Origin of the sequence: Pseudoalteromonas sp. UBA6610, assembly GCF_002433295.1 — a bacterium.
In the GTDB taxonomy this organism is placed as follows: domain Bacteria; phylum Pseudomonadota; class Gammaproteobacteria; order Enterobacterales; family Alteromonadaceae; genus Pseudoalteromonas; species Pseudoalteromonas atlantica.
The window spans coordinates 31,149-47,698 of the sequence record NZ_DJHW01000044.1; the positions used below are offsets into that span (position 1 = coordinate 31,149).

At 39.5% G+C, this 16,550-nt stretch carries 16 protein-coding genes; 5 read left to right on the plus strand and 11 right to left on the minus strand.

Annotated features, from left to right (window positions below):
• Position 1 precedes the first annotated feature (1 nt).
• The 5 genes from B4F91_RS05835 to B4F91_RS05855 all read right to left on the minus strand — a co-directional run bounded on the left by B4F91_RS05835 (position 2) and on the right by B4F91_RS05855 (position 3,036).
• Positions 2–682 carry a ChrR family anti-sigma-E factor gene (locus B4F91_RS05835; protein WP_096042970.1) on the minus strand — a complete coding sequence of 227 codons (681 nt, stop codon included), beginning with the start codon at positions 680–682 and terminating at the stop codon, positions 2–4.
• Positions 675–1,298, minus strand: coding sequence for a sigma-70 family RNA polymerase sigma factor (locus B4F91_RS05840; protein WP_004586416.1), 624 nt, complete (start codon positions 1,296–1,298; stop codon positions 675–677). The genes B4F91_RS05835 and B4F91_RS05840 overlap by 8 nt, the downstream gene beginning before the upstream one ends.
• A gap of 69 nt (positions 1,299–1,367) precedes the next feature.
• Positions 1,368–1,949 carry an LON peptidase substrate-binding domain-containing protein gene (locus tag B4F91_RS05845; protein WP_004586417.1) on the minus strand — a complete coding sequence of 194 codons (582 nt, stop codon included), beginning with the start codon at positions 1,947–1,949 and terminating at the stop codon, positions 1,368–1,370.
• A gap of 223 nt (positions 1,950–2,172) precedes the next feature.
• A complete protein-coding gene (locus tag B4F91_RS05850) occupies positions 2,173–2,451 on the minus strand; it encodes a hypothetical protein (protein ID WP_096042969.1) in 279 nt (92 codons plus the stop codon).
• Between the two features lie 225 nt (positions 2,452–2,676).
• Complete coding sequence (locus B4F91_RS05855) at positions 2,677–3,036, minus strand: hypothetical protein (RefSeq protein WP_096042968.1); 360 nt, start codon at positions 3,034–3,036, stop codon at positions 2,677–2,679.
• 167 nt (positions 3,037–3,203) lie between these two features.
• Here B4F91_RS05855 and trhA point away from each other — a divergent pair, with 167 nt between their 5' ends.
• Entirely contained in the window at positions 3,204–3,833 is a 630-nt protein-coding gene (gene trhA / locus B4F91_RS05860) for a PAQR family membrane homeostasis protein TrhA (RefSeq protein ID WP_096042967.1), read from the plus strand.
• Between the two features lie 610 nt (positions 3,834–4,443).
• Positions 4,444–5,343, plus strand: a complete 900-nt coding sequence (locus B4F91_RS05865) for an SDR family oxidoreductase (protein ID WP_096043038.1) — start codon at positions 4,444–4,446, stop codon at positions 5,341–5,343.
• A gap of 229 nt (positions 5,344–5,572) precedes the next feature.
• On the opposite strand, the gene B4F91_RS05870 is transcribed toward B4F91_RS05865, so the two are convergent.
• The 3 genes from B4F91_RS05870 to B4F91_RS05880 form a co-directional block, all read right to left on the minus strand.
• Positions 5,573–6,124, minus strand: a complete 552-nt coding sequence (locus tag B4F91_RS05870) for a hypothetical protein (protein ID WP_004586422.1) — start codon at positions 6,122–6,124, stop codon at positions 5,573–5,575.
• A gap of 547 nt (positions 6,125–6,671) precedes the next feature.
• Positions 6,672–6,983 (minus strand): MGMT family protein, encoded by a 312-nt coding sequence (locus B4F91_RS05875; RefSeq protein WP_248462015.1) that lies wholly within the window; start codon positions 6,981–6,983, stop codon positions 6,672–6,674.
• Positions 6,973–7,869: a LysR family transcriptional regulator gene (locus B4F91_RS05880; RefSeq protein ID WP_248443538.1), complete on the minus strand. Its 897-nt coding sequence runs from the start codon at positions 7,867–7,869 to the stop codon at positions 6,973–6,975. Before B4F91_RS05880 ends, B4F91_RS05875 begins: the two co-directional genes overlap by 11 nt.
• Before the next feature lie 123 nt (positions 7,870–7,992).
• Here B4F91_RS05880 and B4F91_RS05885 point away from each other — a divergent pair, with 123 nt between their 5' ends.
• From B4F91_RS05885 to B4F91_RS05895, 3 genes are all read left to right on the plus strand, one after another.
• The gene (locus tag B4F91_RS05885) at positions 7,993–9,075 is read left to right on the plus strand and encodes an efflux RND transporter periplasmic adaptor subunit (protein WP_024031767.1); all 1,083 of its coding nucleotides are present in this window, start codon (positions 7,993–7,995) and stop codon (positions 9,073–9,075) included.
• A gap of 2 nt (positions 9,076–9,077) precedes the next feature.
• Positions 9,078–12,158, plus strand: coding sequence for an efflux RND transporter permease subunit (locus tag B4F91_RS05890; protein ID WP_273611111.1), 3,081 nt, complete (start codon positions 9,078–9,080; stop codon positions 12,156–12,158).
• Between the two features lie 333 nt (positions 12,159–12,491).
• Positions 12,492–13,076: a hypothetical protein gene (locus B4F91_RS05895; RefSeq protein WP_138577239.1), complete on the plus strand. Its 585-nt coding sequence runs from the start codon at positions 12,492–12,494 to the stop codon at positions 13,074–13,076.
• A gap of 9 nt (positions 13,077–13,085) precedes the next feature.
• Here B4F91_RS05895 and rluF read toward each other — a convergent pair whose 3' ends face one another.
• The 3 genes from rluF to B4F91_RS05910 form a co-directional block, all read right to left on the minus strand.
• Positions 13,086–14,072 carry a 23S rRNA pseudouridine(2604) synthase RluF gene (gene rluF / locus B4F91_RS05900; protein WP_286938450.1) on the minus strand — a complete coding sequence of 329 codons (987 nt, stop codon included), beginning with the start codon at positions 14,070–14,072 and terminating at the stop codon, positions 13,086–13,088.
• 76 nt (positions 14,073–14,148) lie between these two features.
• A complete protein-coding gene (locus B4F91_RS05905; protein ID WP_286938465.1) occupies positions 14,149–15,228 on the minus strand; it encodes a DUF418 domain-containing protein in 1,080 nt (359 codons plus the stop codon).
• 34 nt (positions 15,229–15,262) lie between these two features.
• Complete coding sequence (locus B4F91_RS05910; protein ID WP_029774480.1) at positions 15,263–16,477, minus strand: EAL and HDOD domain-containing protein; 1,215 nt, start codon at positions 16,475–16,477, stop codon at positions 15,263–15,265.
• Positions 16,478–16,550: the final 73 nt, after the last annotated feature.

Below are 16,550 nucleotides of genomic sequence, written 5' to 3' on the forward strand. Positions count from 1 at the left end.
CTTAATAAATCAAGTTACCTATAGGATTAAGTAACTTACTGAGCCCTTTATTAAAATGTAGCGCACTACTGACGACTGTAAAGCATAAACAGCCATCTTTTGTAAGTGGGGTGTGCTGATGAGAGCCATCTTGCCAAATAAAGTCTCCTGGCACGTAACTGCCCTCTTCATCACTAAATTCACCATCAAGTAGCAATGTTACTTCAAAACCAGTATGAGTATGCTCGGGGATTTCGCCACCTGCGCCAATATGTAAAAGGCTTGAGCGCAATGGGCCATCATCAATAGCAACGCGAGAGCGAGCAAGCTTACCCACTTGCGTAAAACGCCCATGCGAAATGCGTGTTAAGGCGCGTGGTAATTCGTAGTTATGCTCATTAACTTGTACGGTTACCGGCTCAACTTCGTAAACTTCATCAATGCTAGCATCGGCGGTTATCAAATCTAGCAGGTCAGCGTCAAAATCTGGTACTTGTAAATCGTTACTTAAATTTAATGTATCAGGGGCGTGTGGCGGCTCGCTAAATACATCCTTTGCATTAGCAGCTTCAAGTTTTGCCACTTTTGCTTGGCAAACTGGGCACATATCAACGTGTATAGATACCGCAACGCTTAACGATGCAGGTAACTGCGCTGAACAATATTGTGCTAGTAAAGATTCACTAGGGTGATGTTTAATCATGCTGATCTCCCATTTCATTACGTAATTTTTGCAAGGCTAAACGCAATCGTGATTTTACCGTGCCTACAGGAATATTTAATTGTTGAGCAAGTTGCTCTTGCGACATATCTTGGAAATAAACGCCTCGGACTACCTCTCGTTGAGCGGTTGGTAGTTTGTCTAGGTAACGTTTAATTTGTTGATCTTCCAAGTGGTCGCTAAATTCAAGTGTTGTATCTTGAGATTCGTTAATAAGTGGCCAAATATCTTCGCTTATATTTTCTTCTTTATTACTTTTCATTTTACGAAGCATATCAAATGAGGCATTACGCATTACGGTATATACCCAGGTCGTCGCAGCCCCTTTATCGCTGTGATACAAATGCGCTTTACGCCACACTGAGGTTAATGTTTCTTGTACAAGCTCCATTGCTTGTGCCTCAGAGCCAAATTGCTTAATTCCAAAGCGTTTGATTTTTGGCGAAAAGTATTCAAATAAGTAAGCAAACGCTCTTTTGTCTCGCGAAGTAGCTACATCAAGCAGAGCTTGCATAAGCTCTGCACTTGGCGTTTCTGGCATGGCAGTATATTTACCTGTATTAGGTTCACAACGTGGTGAGGGTTGTTGACTTACCATAATAATTTATCCCGTGTATGCTTTTGGACATATCTATACGCCAAGCAATTAAACGCAGATCACATTATTTTAGGCAAATTCATTGTTAATCACAGTATGGAGGAAGTTTAGTAAGTTAGCAAAGTTACTTTCGAACGCAAGTTGCTGTTTTTTATCGATAGATATAGGTAATAGTTCAAGCCAGCGCGCAGCTACCCAAGCTAAATTATCAAACTTGGTTTGCCTATATAAACTAGAAAGCTCTTTATTGTTTAAAAATATGTCCTGCAAAGAATCAGACAAGCGTTGATTATCAGCCGAAATTTCACTATGGGAGTCATTGTACCAATACGGCGTATTGCAATCGCTTAATAAGCCATGGCGTAATTCACTTTCATCTTGGTAAACGTCATTTATTTGCACGCTTTTAGCAGCGTACACATCAATGAGTAGCATATTGCTAGGGTCTTGATCAAAGTCGATAATATCGACCAAACAGCCCTGAGCGCTAATATTAAATGGCGTGTCGTGCTGGTAGGTGCACAGTACAAAACCGACATTATTTTGTAGTGCGGTTTTTACCATGTTTAAATACCTAGGCTCAAATATACGCAAACGCGTATAGCCTTCTGGTAACACAAATATTGGTAATGGGAAAATCGCACGTTTCATAAAGTCTACTTCTTTAAATTACACTGCCTTTATTTACGTGCGCTTTTACTAAGTCGATCAGCTTACTCAAATCGAATTATTTACCTATAAATTAAAAGTTGATCCAACTTCCCATACTTTTTATTACTTGTACCATATAGTAAACACTAATCATGCTTACAACAGGCGCCAACATAAGTGCAAATAATCCTAATTCGTTACTCATCGTCTTATCCTTTTACACTTATTTAGCTTTAACTTGCGTAGTTTCCGGCATTGAAGACTGCGTGGTAACGTCAGCTTGTTCTTGCGCTTGATTTACAAATTGCTCAAGTACTGCCTGGGCATCAAAACTAAGGCTCTGCGAAATTGATTGTTCAAGCTCTGCCGTTGCTTGATTAATATAGCTTGTTACGTTTTGCGTTATAATATCAGTTACATCTAGGTCCACTTCACTAGCATGTACTTGCGAAGAACCTAATACTAATAAACTTGCCATAGCGATTTTAATTGAATGTTTCATAATGGTATTCCTTGTTGTGTATATTGTTTAGACGCAATAACATAATCAAGGGTTGTGCCAACAGAAAAATAAAAATTAAACCATTGATATTTAAAGACTATATCAAAATCCATATTGCAACGCAGTATTCAGGCTTGGTTAATTTAACTAACCTTTTTAATTTTTTGACTAACTATTAGTAAATATTTTTAGTTCACTATTTGCAGTTTAAAACAACGACTACCATTACTTTTTATTTTGCGTATCGGGTTTAACTTTTTTACCTAACCGATAAGCATCAACCATACTTAGTAACCAAATGACCACCATTAAAGGAAGATATTTATATTCCCCAAGCTGAGCACATTCACCTGATGGATTACGGGCGGCTTGTAAAATGCCTGAAGCCGTCATCGGAATTTTACCTGCTAAAATTTCATTTGCGCTACATTGAGCTATAGCCAAAATATCACCTAATGTCATAAACAAAAGTAGCGTGAATACACTTGCAAAAATACAGCCTATTAAACGCTTTTTAAGCGAAAAATGCCCTGCCCCAGGATACACAATGGCAGTAAGTAAAACGGCTTTGAGCTCTTTTTTCATGATAAACGTGCCTTAATTAATTGAGACTATACGACCACACTATACCCGATTAATTCCCTTTAAAATCAATAAAAGTACGGTGACTAATTTACAGTAACAATGCTGACATTGAAACATTGAGCGTACACCTGTACACTCAAGTTTAATTAATAAGTGGTAGGACTAGTATGACTATAGATGCACCCTATTCTCGCAAAGAAGAAAAACTCAATGTATTAAGCCATGCACTGGGAATATTTTTTGCTGTGTTTGTAATGTGGGATTTATTTAAACAAGCCACCAGCGTAAAAGCTTATATTAGCACCGCTGTATATGGGGCTAGTTTATTTGTATTGTTTTTATCATCCACACTTTATCACGCCAGTGTACAGCCAAAATTACGCGCTTTTTATAAAAAGTGCGATCACTGCGCTATTTACGTATTAATAGCAGGTACGTACACCCCATTTTTATTGCTATCTCTTAATGGATGGTGGTCTTGGGGCACACTGAGTTTTATTTGGGCAGTCGCGCTTGGTGGCGTTGCTTATAAAGTGCTGGTTAAAAATGGTAATAAAAAAGTCTCGCTGGCTACCTACTTACTTATGGGCTGGTTTGCCCTTGCGATTGTATACCCACTTTATTTAAATATTGATGTAAAAGCACTGTACTGGTTACTGGCCGGTGGCATTTTTTATAGCTTAGGTACATTATTTTATAGCGCTAAAAGCACTCAATTTAGCCACGCAATTTGGCACCTCTTTGTAATAGCTGGGTGTGTGTGCCACTACATTTCAATTACTAATTACGTGTATTAATGCATGTAATTAGTAATTTTTACGCTACGTACATAAACCGCAATAATTTGGCTACCCTTTTATATAAAAGCGCAATAAAAGCACGTTGTAGCTTAGGCGTTATCACCTAGGCCTTAATTAAAAACGCTGTTATTTACGGCTTTGACTATAAGCCTATCACTGTCCTTACTCGCCTAATTAACTAGCTCGATAAACAGCGTGTAACATTTTCGGTACTCTTATCCATTTTTTACCCATTTTATTCATTTACTCTTTTCTTAGTTTAAAAATAAATGCATTAAAATAAGTGACATAGCTTCATATTTTAAATGTAACGCTATGGCATATCTATTGCTCCTTCAATATAAATGGTCAGTAAAACCTTGGCCAAGCAAATACGTTAAAGGAGATACAAAGTGAGCGCATTCCAAGCTGACTCTACAATTGAGGCAAGTGCTAGATTAGTAAGTTGCTACTTATACTCAATATTTTACAACCACACCCACTTTTACGTCTATTCCCGCAAAGCAAAGAGGTAGGTAACACGCATTGCTGCGTTATATGCCATTAGGCTCTTTGTGATTACATGCAGTTAATCCAACTTAAACTTTACGTTAAAGGAGACGTTGATATGCCAACTAACCAATTTACGATGCAAGACCCTAGAAGCCAATATCAAATGGCACGAACCGAAAAAGACAGTGATCAACCAGACCCTGGCCTAGATGAAATTTTAAAACCTAAAGCAGATCACGGCGAAGATACCTATGTAGGTAGCGACAGATTAAAGGGTCGCAAGGCGTTGATCACCGGGGGCGACTCGGGCATTGGCAGAGCGGTTGCCATTGCATTTGCCAGAGAAGGTGCCGATGTAGTTATTAATTACTTAGCCAGCGAAGAAGCTGATGCGAAAGAAACACTCGATATATTAAAAGCCAGCGGTAACAAAGCATGGGGAATTGCAGGCGATATCTCTGATGAGAGTTTTTGTAACGACCTTGTGGCGCAAAGCGTTGAAAACTTAGGCTCAATCGACATATTAGTGAATAATGCGGGTAAACAACAGTTTGTTGCCGAGCTAGACGATTTATCTACCGAGCAATTTTGCCAAACATATGCAACAAATGTATTTGCTATGTTTTGGATAACAAAAGCGGCGGTAAAACATATGCCACCGGGCGCTAGTATTATTAATACAACCTCTATCCAATGCTATCAACCCTCTGCTGGGCTTCTTGATTACGCATCGACTAAGGGCGCAATTACAAGCTTTACTAAAAGCTTAGCAAAAATGGTGATTGATAAAGGCATTAGGGTTAATGGGGTTGCTCCAGGGCCAATTTGGACCCCGCTTCAACAAAGTGGCGGCCAACCGGCTAAAAAATTGCCTGAATTTGGTGATAACGTACCATTAGGCAGACCAGGTCAGCCTGCTGAACTAGCACCCACCTATGTATACTTAGCGTCGCAAGAGTCAAGTTACATTACCGCGGAAATAATGGGCGTGACAGGTGGGCAGCATCTACCTTAATCATACTGACTCACTCATATTAGTTAATCTTAGCTTATTAATTTTATAAAATAATAGCGGCGTATTTACGCCGCTATTTTTACCTAGCCTTTTTCAATTATACCTAAATAAGCCCCACTAAGTATTAGTGAGGCTCTGGTTAACAATACCTTAGAGACACACTAAAATCTGTGCTTACACAGCAGTATTTATACGCGCATAAATTAACGGCTTAAATAACTCAAGCCGATTAAGTGTTATCTTTTTTAGCACGTATACCGCGAATGAACTCTTCTAAATAAGGCGTAAATTCTAGCGCAAGTGCTATAAATAGTACCGTTGCCAAGTAAGTTATTGGTAAAGGAGAGGCTTTTAATTGCAGCGTAAAGTCAGGAGGAAATCCGCCTGGAGTAAATAAAGCGGTAAATTGCTCCCAATGGCGCGCAATAATTAATACCAAAGCTAACAGGGGTATCATTTCTAAAAAACTGTGTATATGTTGCTCTATAGGCCCTACCCTTCGCTTACTTACTGCATAAGTTACATCCCACATTGCTGTAAGCTCATGCAGAAAAAACAACACAATACAAAGGGCAATAATCAAACTATTAACTTCAAAAATTAAAACGAGGATTAACGGAATGCCCACTTCGGCAAACATTAATAAATGAATAAATGACTCTTTAGCACCGCTGGTTGTAGAAATATTACTACGTCGATGACAAAACCAATCAGCAATACCAGCAGCAAGCCAAACAGGGATCACAAAGTACATTAAAATCAATAAAGTTGGGTCAGTCATAGTTTGTTAGTCCTTAATATTTGGTTTTAATAACCCTCATGCTTAAAACTAAACATTTACACTTCATCACCTTGATCATTCATCACTAGCGATGTGAAAAACCGTATTTTTCAAATAATTTATCAGTCACTTTTAAAATGGCTTGAGGATTACTTACGTTTTACCTTAATGTAAATGAGATACCATTTTTAAACGCGCCCTTGAGCCAACATTTGGTATGCTCAATATCTATTTACAACTAATAAGTAGTTCAAGTGTTATGCCAAATCTCGACGCTTAATTGATTTAATGCCATTTTAGCTATAGGTAGGTGTGGAGGTGTTTTTACTTTGCCGTATATATTTTTATTGTGTAAAAAATAGAAAATATATCGCTTTTCATTGTAAGTTTTTCATTCACAAAACTAGGTAAGGGGGTTTTGTTAAAGGTAAAACTACAAGCTGAATAACCCTATTTTTTGTAGATTTACGATAGCTAAAAACAAAAAAGTAAGCCGCACACTTGTAATAAAGCAGCCTTTAAAAGCTCTTTTACGATAATACGTTCACTACTGCCATCTACACTCACGCATATTTACTTTGTCGTTTTTAAAGCTAACCCCTTCTAATAATAGCTTTTGGCGCTGCTCTTGATATTTATCACTGCCTGCAGGGAATGATATTTTACCTTGGCTGTTTACTACTCTGTGCCACGGTATAACAGAATCATCTGGCATTTGCTTTAATAAGCGCCCTACCAAGCGTGAATTTTGCGGATAACCGGCAAGCGTTGCTACTTGCCCGTAACTTGCTACAAAACCTACAGGTATATTTGCAATAATGGTGTAAATGAGGGTTTCTTTATCAATATTATCGGTCATTAACGTACGCCTCACTGAGTACTTTAAATTGCTCCCAAATAGAGCGCGCAACAGGGCCATGGTGTATTGCATCACGCCTAAATGCACGTACTTCTATACCAAACTCATCTTCTCTGTCGTTTATCTGTATTTGCTGCAACAGCCCAGCTTCTATTTCAGGGGCGCAATAGTCTATGTTCATCATTGCCCAGCCGGCACCAGCAAGCAAAAACGACTTTAAATTGGTTACATCGTCAATCTTCATTAAGGCAGAGCCTTTTGAGTAAGAAAGCTTGTCGCTGTCTATGCTTAAGTCACTTTCAAACATGGCCAAACACGGGTAATTTTGTAGCTCGTTAAAGGTCATGTACTTAGGAAACGCATTAGTAGATGCAATAATTCCAATGTTTAATTTACCAATTGGTAGGCTTTCTAAGTGCCCTGTTGCATGAAATAAGTCAAACCAGGGGCCTATGCCTAACTCCACTTGCCCACTATTTACTTGCTCTAAAGAGACAAAGCGTTTGCCACTGGTTAAATTAAACTCTGTACGCTTAAATAGTCTAAAAGTATTACTTATGATCTCGTTATAATTGTCTTTTTGACAAATTTGCTCGTAGCAAATTCGATATTGTGGCTCGTTACCCAGTGCAAGCTCTTTAGCAAGCTGTGCTAGCTCATCATTTGCATGCAATAATTGTTGTGCTTCGCGATGAAAAACACGCCCTTTTTCAGTTAACTGTAATCGGTACTTGCTTCTATCGAGTAGTTCAAAGCCAATTTTTGCCTCTAAGTTTTTAATTGCTAAGGTAAGTGCAGGTTGAGTTTTATGTAATTTAAGCGCCGCGCCACTTAAACTTGCACTTTGTACAATGGCATCTAAAATTTGTAATTGATTCAGCTTCATACTGCGCTCAACATGATCATAAATAAAACTTATTATGTTTCTAAAATTTAATGAATTTTATTTTATATGGTTGCGGCGTATCCTGCACTTAATTATTTTGCCCATCATTGCCACGGAGAAGACATGAAACTCTTTCGTCTATGTATACTTACTACGACTTTACTTACCTTAATGGCCTGCTCAGAGCCAGAAAAGCAAGTAAAAGAAGAGCCCATTAGGCCTGTAAAGTTATTCAATATAGGACATGATTCGCAAACAAATGTGCGCAGCTTTCCTGCTGAGGTGGTTGCTAACCAAGGCTCGTACTTAGCATTTAGAGTCAATGGTGAACTGGTAGAGTTTCCGGTATTAGCAGGTGAAGAAGTTGAAAAAGGACAACTTTTAGCAAAGCTTGACCCAGAAGACTTTCAGTTACAGTACGATGATAGAAAAGCCCGTTATGAGCTTGCTAAATCACAACTTAGCCGCATTGAACAATTACTTGAAAAAAGAATCGCGAGTCAATCAGAGTACGATGAAGCATTGGCCAATATGCAAGTGGCAGAGTCTGCCTTTAAAATTGCCGAAACCAACCTAGAATACAGCGAACTGCGCGCCCCATTTGCAGGGACTGTAGCCAAAGTATTTGTTAAAAACTTTGAAAACATTCAAGCCAAGCAAAACATTTTACGCCTAGAAACCCGCGATTTAATGGATGTAGAAATCCAAGTTCCAGAAAAAATAATAGCGCGCATTAAAAAAGGCAGCGACTACCACCCTACCGTTGTGTTTGACGGTTATGATAATAAAGAGTACACCCTTGATTTAAAAGAGTGGGACACGCAGGCCGATCCTACTACGCTTACCTACAAAGTTGTTTTTTCGCTACCAGTGCCTAAAGACTTTAACCTACTTGCAGGGATGACGGGCCGTGTATTTATCGATTTATCAAAAGTAACCAGCTCGCAAGTGGCTTACACTATTTTACCGGTAGAGTCGGTTTTTTCTGAAGCTAAAGAAAGCGTGTCAGATAACGCCTATGTGTGGATATATAACCCAGAAACCGGCGTTGTTAATAAACAAGCCGTTAAAGTAGGCCAAGTACACCGCGACGGCATTGAAGTGCTAAGCGGTATTAAAGAAGGCCAAATTGTCGTCTCCGCTGGCGTACACTCATTAGATGAAGGCATGAAAGTACGTCCATGGAATAAAGAGCGAGGCTTATAATTATGAGCTTTGCGCAACTCTCCATAGAGAAAAAAGTAATTAGCTGGATGTTTGCACTACTGCTGTTAATTGGCGGGAGTGTGTCGTACTTTGATTTAGGCCAACTAGAAGACCCAGAGTTTACACTTAAAACCGCCATGGTTATTACTATGTATCCGGGTGCATCGCCACAACAAGTAGAGGAAGAAGTCACCTTTCCTATCGAAAATGCGATTCAGCAACTCCCCTACGTAGATTATGTGACCTCTATTTCATCAAATGGTAAGTCGCAAATATCGGTAGAAATGAAAAGCACCTACCGAAAAGAACAGCTGCGCCAAATTTGGGATGAAATGCGCCGTAAAATTAACGATTTAGCGCCTTCACTCCCGAGTGGCGTTTACCCAAGCACCATTTTAGATGACTTTGGTGATGTATACGGTGTTATGTATGCGGTTACCGGCGATGGCTACTCTTATGATGAACTAAAAGATTACACCGATTACTTAAAGCGTGAACTCGTACTGGTTAAAGGTGTGAGTAAAGTGACCATTGCTGGTGAGCAACAGCCTCAAGTAATGGTTGAAGTGTCTACCCGTAAATTAGCGCAGCTCGGTATTGCCCCAAGCCATATTTTTGGTTTACTGCAATCGCAAAATACAGTCTCTAACGCAGGTAAAATTAGAGTGGGCGATGAGTCTATACGCTTTCACCCAACTGGCGAATTTAAAGATGTTAAAGAGCTCGAAACCCTACTTATATCTAAACCCGGTGCTAGCGAGCTTATTTACTTAGGTGATGTAGCAAAAGTATTTAGAGAATACGCAGAAGTACCCAGCAATGTTATTCGCTACAACTCAGAACAAGCGCTTTTAATTGGCGTCTCGTTTATGAACAGCGTGAACGTAGTAGATGTAGGTAAACGTATTGACGAGCACTTAGCAGAGCTTGAATACCAGCGCCCACATGGCATACATGTAGAATCGGTGTATAACCAACCTAAAGAAGTAGAAAAATCGGTAGATGGCTTTATTGTCAGCCTAGTAGAGGCGATTGCCATTGTAATCGTGGTACTGCTTATATTTATGGGGTTAAAAAGTGGTATTTTAATTGGCGGTATTTTATTACTCACCGTTTTAGGCACCTTTATATTTATGAAGTTGTTCGCCATAGACCTGCAACGTATTTCTCTGGGTGCGCTTATTATTGCCCTTGGTATGCTGGTAGATAACGCCATAGTAGTAACCGAAGGCATATTAATAAATTTAAAGCGTGGCCAAACTAAGTTAAAAGCTGCGGTTAATATTGTAGAACAAACTAAATGGCCGCTACTAGGCGCTACAGTTATTGGTATTACTGCGTTTGCCCCTATTGGCCTAAGCTCTGATGCGACCGGTGAATTTGCGGGTAGCTTATTTTGGGTATTGTTTATATCGCTTTTACTAAGCTGGATCACCGCCATTACGCTTACGCCATTTTTTGCAAATTTAATGTTTAAACAAGATGAATTTAAAAAAGCTAAAAATGCTGAGGGCGAAGAGGAAAATGACGACCCATACCAAGGCTTTATTTTTACCGGCTATAAAGCACTTTTAGATGTGTCTATGCATTATCGTAAAACCACGCTTGTGCTTATGGTCGTGCTTCTTTGCTCGGCTGTGGTTGGTTTTGGTGCGGTTAAACAATCGTTTTTCCCAGCCTCTAACACGCCTATGTTTTATGTAGATTACTGGCAGCAACAAGGCTCCGACATAAGAGCAACGCTAGAGGGAATTAAAAAGCTTGAAAACTACCTTCAAAAAGAAGAGCTAGTTGAAGAAATAACCAGTACTACAGGCCAAGGTGCTCCACGCTTTATGCTTACTTATGCACCGCAAAAGTCGTACTCGTCATACGGGCAGCTCATTATTAGAGTAAAAAACCGCGAGGCGGTGGCTGTAGTAATGAAAAAAGTGCGTGAATACTCACAAAATACACCGCTTTCAGCTGAGCTTAAAATTAAGCCCATGGAAATTGGCCCCTCAACCGATGCTAAAATTGAAGCACGCTTTACAGGCCCCGATCCGGTAATACTTAGACGATTAGCAGCCCAGGCTGAAGAAGTTATCGCACAGGACGATGGCGCTTATAATATTCGTGATGATTGGCGCGCACGCACTAAAATGATTCGCCCACAATTTAACGAACAAAAAGCGCGTCGCTTAGGTATTAGTAAGTCAGACCTTGATGATGTTCTGCTTACAAGCCTTTCAGGCAAGCAAGTGGGTGTATACCGCGATGGTACACAACTATTGCCAATTATTGCTCGCTCGCCGGCAAATGAGCGCCTAAATGTAGAAAGCGTTCACGATTTACAAATATACAGCCCAGTACTGGGTGTATTTGTGCCAGTAACACAAGTGGTTGACGAATTTGTGGTTGAATGGGAAGACAGCCTAATTATGCGCCGCGACCGAAAGCGCACAATAACGGTAATGGCCGATCACAACGTATTAGGCGATGAAACTGCCGCTAAGTTATTTGCACGCGTGCGCGGACCCGTAGAAGCAATAGAGCTACCGCGTGGCTATAAATTAGAATGGGGCGGCGAGTATGAGTCGTCATCGGATGCGCAAGCCGCTATATTTGGCTCATTACCGCTGGGTTATTTAGCGATGTTTGCGGTAACCGTACTGCTGTTCAATTCACTTAAACAGCCTTTAGTTATTTGGGCTACAGTGCCACTTGCCATTATTGGTGTGAGTGCGGGCATGTTAATAATGAATGCGCCATTTAGCTTTATGGCACTACTTGGATTACTAAGTTTAAGCGGTATGCTGATTAAAAACGGCATAGTGTTGGTCGATCAAATAAATCTTGAGCTTCGCGATGGTAAATCGCCTTATCAAGCTGTGTTTGAATCTGGCGTTAGCCGTGTACGTCCTGTAGCGATGGCGGCTATTACCACCATTTTAGGTATGATCCCGTTGTTGTTTGACGTGTTCTTCCAATCAATGGCGGTAACTATTATGTTTGGTTTAGGCTTTGCAACCATACTCACGCTTATCGTAGTGCCTGTGCTTTATACTGTTGTATTTAGAATAGACTACGAGCCTAGAAAGTAATTTAAAAGCCTTAAAGGACGTTTAAAACGCAGCTTACCTCACAGTAGCTGCGTTTTTTATTATTTAAACCGAGGTTAAAGATGGACTTAATAAACTAGGTTGTATTTGTATTCTCTTTCGCTATTTTCACTTTATAACCGACGAAAATGGCAATGTAGATTTAAACAACTACCGTTTCACGGGCGGTATTGCACTGGTAATAACAGGCATGTTTGACGGTACTTACGATTTAATTAAACGACTGCGCTCTAAAAACAGCGTATCTGCATTAGCCGTTTATTTAGGGCTTTTTTTACTTTATATTGGCGTTGTGTTTTATAAATAACCCCTCAAATGACAGCAAAACAACTTTTTAGAATAATAATTACCGCTAGTTTACTATTCCCACCCCTATTTTTTATTGCTTGGGATGAAAATCTCGATCCCCCCTTTATTGCCAATACCGCTTATGATTTTTTAACACATAAGCTGCTTCCTGTTTTGTCAGTAATAATTAGTATTGCAGGGGGGATGTACGGATACAAAAAGTACAACGCATGCATAACATTTAAATCAAATTTTAAAGACTACTTAGAGGATGATGGGAAGCTTAGGGGCTGGCTGGGTATTTTGTTTATACCGGTTTTAGTTTATTTATGGCTGTGGGCTAGTTTTTGTATTTCAGTAAAGTTATGGACGTATTATTATAGCGACAATAGCTGGCAGCAAGATTACCAGCTACTGGCTGTAGAGGCGTGTCCGAGTGATTACGAATACAGCTGCGCAAAACTGGTTGTGCTTGATTTACAAACTTACAGAAAGCGCTCTTTTAGGTGGTATTTAGATAAACCAGCATTAAAGCGGCTAAAAAATGAGAAAATAAACATCGTGGGCGTTAAAAGCCCACTCGGTAACGTCGTGCATCAAATACAATGGTAAGTGCGCACGCTATTTTTTTAAACTTAATGTGCCAGATGAACGCGCTTTACCGTTTGCTGGCTTTTTGTTGTTTGCGCTTTTGCTATCGCCTTGCGTATTTTTACTAGCTCCGCCTTTACCTACATAGGTGGTGGAGCGCTTTTGAAAAGGGGTGTTACTTCTTTGAGTGCGAGCGCCTCGCTCATTATTAAAGGCACGTGGGTTTTCACCCTGAAAATCACGCTTTTTAGGCTCGCCTTTGTTATTGGCATTTTGCTTATTGGTATCAACCGAGTGCTCTTGCGTTTTACCCGAATCAGCAATGGAGTCATTAATTTGCGCCATTTCTACGTCGGTTAAATGTCGCCACTGGCCTACTTTTAAGCCCTTTAACGTTACATTCATAATGCGGGTACGTTTAAGGGTTACAACTTCATAACCTAGGTATTCACACATACGGCGAATTTGGCGGTTTAAACCCTGCGTAAGCACAATTTTGAATTCTTGCGGAGCTGTTTGCGTCACTTTACATTTTTTTGTAACGGTATCTAAAATAGGAATACCGTTGGCCATTTTGCTCACAAATTGGCGATTGAGTGGTTTATCAACTGTCACCACGTATTCTTTTTCGTGGTTATTACCCGCTCGCAAAATTTTATTAACGATATCGCCTTCGTTAGTTAAAAAGATCAATCCTTCTGAAGGTCTGTCTAAACGGCCGATAGGAAATATACGGGTGGGATAATTAACGGCTTTGACAATATTACTTTGAATTTTACTCTCGGTGGTACAGGTAATACCCACTGGCTTATTATACGCAATGTACACGCGTTTTGGTTTTTCGCGCAGCGGTTTTCCATCTACTAAAACAGTATCGGTATCAGCCACTTTTACGCCCATTTCAGGCGTATTACCATTAACTGTTACACGACCTTGCTCAATATATTTATCGGCTTCACGGCGTGAACAAAAACCTGTTTCACTAATAAATTTATTTAAACGTTTTAATTCGGTCATGGCACTTAATGGTCCTAATTTTAAAGGCGACTAGTGTAAACCACACGCCATTATTTTTCGCCCCTAATTTAAACCTTTACGCATTAATTTTTGCAATTTTAGCTTGAGTTAACCTGCGCCAAACATATTCCAGTGGCCCTTGCTCATAATAGCGACAATATAAAGCTGTAAACAATAGCTGCACGCTAACTAGCCCAGTCGCGACTATCCAATAGTCTATTCGGTTAAAACTTAATACCCACTGCGGATACAACACTTTATAAAGCAATAGCTGCATCAGTGTTTGGCATATATATAAGGTAAAAGCTAAGCGCCCAGCTTGCTGAATAAGCTGGCCCACATGAGCACGGTTATTACAAAATTTAACGATGAGATGAATATAAAATACAGCCATGAACAATGCGGCAAAGGTATTTATAAACTCTTGTATGGCGAACCCTGCTCCCCCTGTAAACTTTGACGCATAAAGCCTCATGCCTGAAAAAATAAAGGCGCCAGCTATACAAACAATAAGATGCGGATTGGTTAAACCTTTACTAAAAACCTCATTTTTATATAAATATATGCCAATCAGCATTAGCCCTACGCACAGCCACATGATCATGATAGGAACAGCTACCAGCATTAATATATTCATACCTAGATTACTCAAAAAGTAATCGCTGTAATGCGGGCTATATAAATCGATATACTGTGCTGAATCACGATAAACGACTTCATCTGGCGCACTAAAGAGCACCAACCCCGTGGTTACACAACCAATTAAAAGAAACTCCCCTGCTCTTTTTATAAGCAGTTGGTTATTACTTTGTAAATATTTTAGGGCAAACCAGCCAGATACACCGTACAAAAATAAAATGTCGCCAGCCCAAAGTAAAAAACCATGTACCAAACCAAAAATGATGAGCCAATGCAATCGCGCTTTTAAAGGCGCTGTTGATTTAACTTTTTGCCATTGAATATAAAGCCCTGCACCAAACAGTAAGCTAAACAGCGTTCTAAATCGGCCATCAACAAAAAAAATACTCACTGCATGGATAAGGGTGTCGCTAAAAGGCGGGGTAGTTAAAGGAATATAGCTATAATCCATTAAGCCAAACGCATAGCCATTCATATACACTAAGCAAAGCACGGCAATGCCGCGAATAAAGTCCATATTATAATTTCGCATAATGAGCGGTTACTGTCCTTTAACTATTATTTTTATAATTATCTGCCCAATCTACGGCTTGATTATATAACCCTGGCAGCACATCACTTTTAACATTAAGTAATATAACGGCTTTTTCTAATGTCCACCAGCTACCTGTTTCGTACGCTTGTACTACATTTAAAATATAATATAGGGTGTTTTTTTCGTTTAATAATGCCGCTTTAATATCATCAGGAAAAGGTAACTTTTCGACTAATAAACTCATAGGTTGATCGAGTATCGCATCTAGTAACGAAAACAAGCCGGTTAAAAACGCCTCACCCGCCAACGATTTAGACACCTGCTTTGCTATTAGCTCACAAAAGCGTGCTCTAACTACACACACTTGCATTAGCTCTGCTGGCTTTTTACCCGCGGTGTGCGCGGTAACAATTAAACTAACAAACTTTTTTAAACGCTCATGCCCTAAATACACTAACGCCTGCTTAATAGATGATATTTTACTTTGAATAGGAAAAACACCGCTGTTAATTAGCCGCATAAGCTTATAAGCCAAGGCCGCATCGGCTTCAAATAACGCACTAATTTGCTTTATATCTGGGCTTGGTTTCATTACTTGCGCGTAAATAGCCACAACTAACGCATAGTTATAATCAATGTCTTGCTGTTCGTGCATTGTGGGCTTGGCAAAAAAGTAGCCTTGAAAGTAATCAAACCCCATTTTATGTGCTTGGTGATAATCGGCTTGGGTTTCTATTTTTTCTGCTAATATTTTTATTTTTTTATGCTGTTTTAGTTTTTCTACAATCTCGGCAATATCTGATAAAGGCGTTTGCGCAATATCAAATTTTACTAGCTTAATAAACTTTAAAAATCGCTCCCATTGCTCGTTATAAACAAAGTCATCTAATGCGAGTTTATAGTTTTTATGAAAAAGCTCTCTGCAAAGCTGATAGTTATCGTCGGTGGGTTCAATGGTTTCTAATAGCTCAATGACCACATCTTTGCAGGGTAAAAAGTCACATAAATTGTGCTTTAAAGAGTCTGGGCCTATATTTATCAGTGCCGTTTTACCTGAGGTGATGTGGCGTGTGCCTAAATTAAGCTGGTTTTCCATTATTAGGCGAGCAGTTGCTTGACCTTCTTCTATATCGGGAAAAAAGTTTTCAGCACTATTACGAAATAAAAGCTCGTAAGCAACTACATTTTGCTTACGATTGAATATTGCTTGCCTTGCAACAAATACAGACACATTACCTACTTCTTATTTATATACTCAAACTAAGTAATTAATAGCGTAAATAGGTATAAATGTCACTTCTACT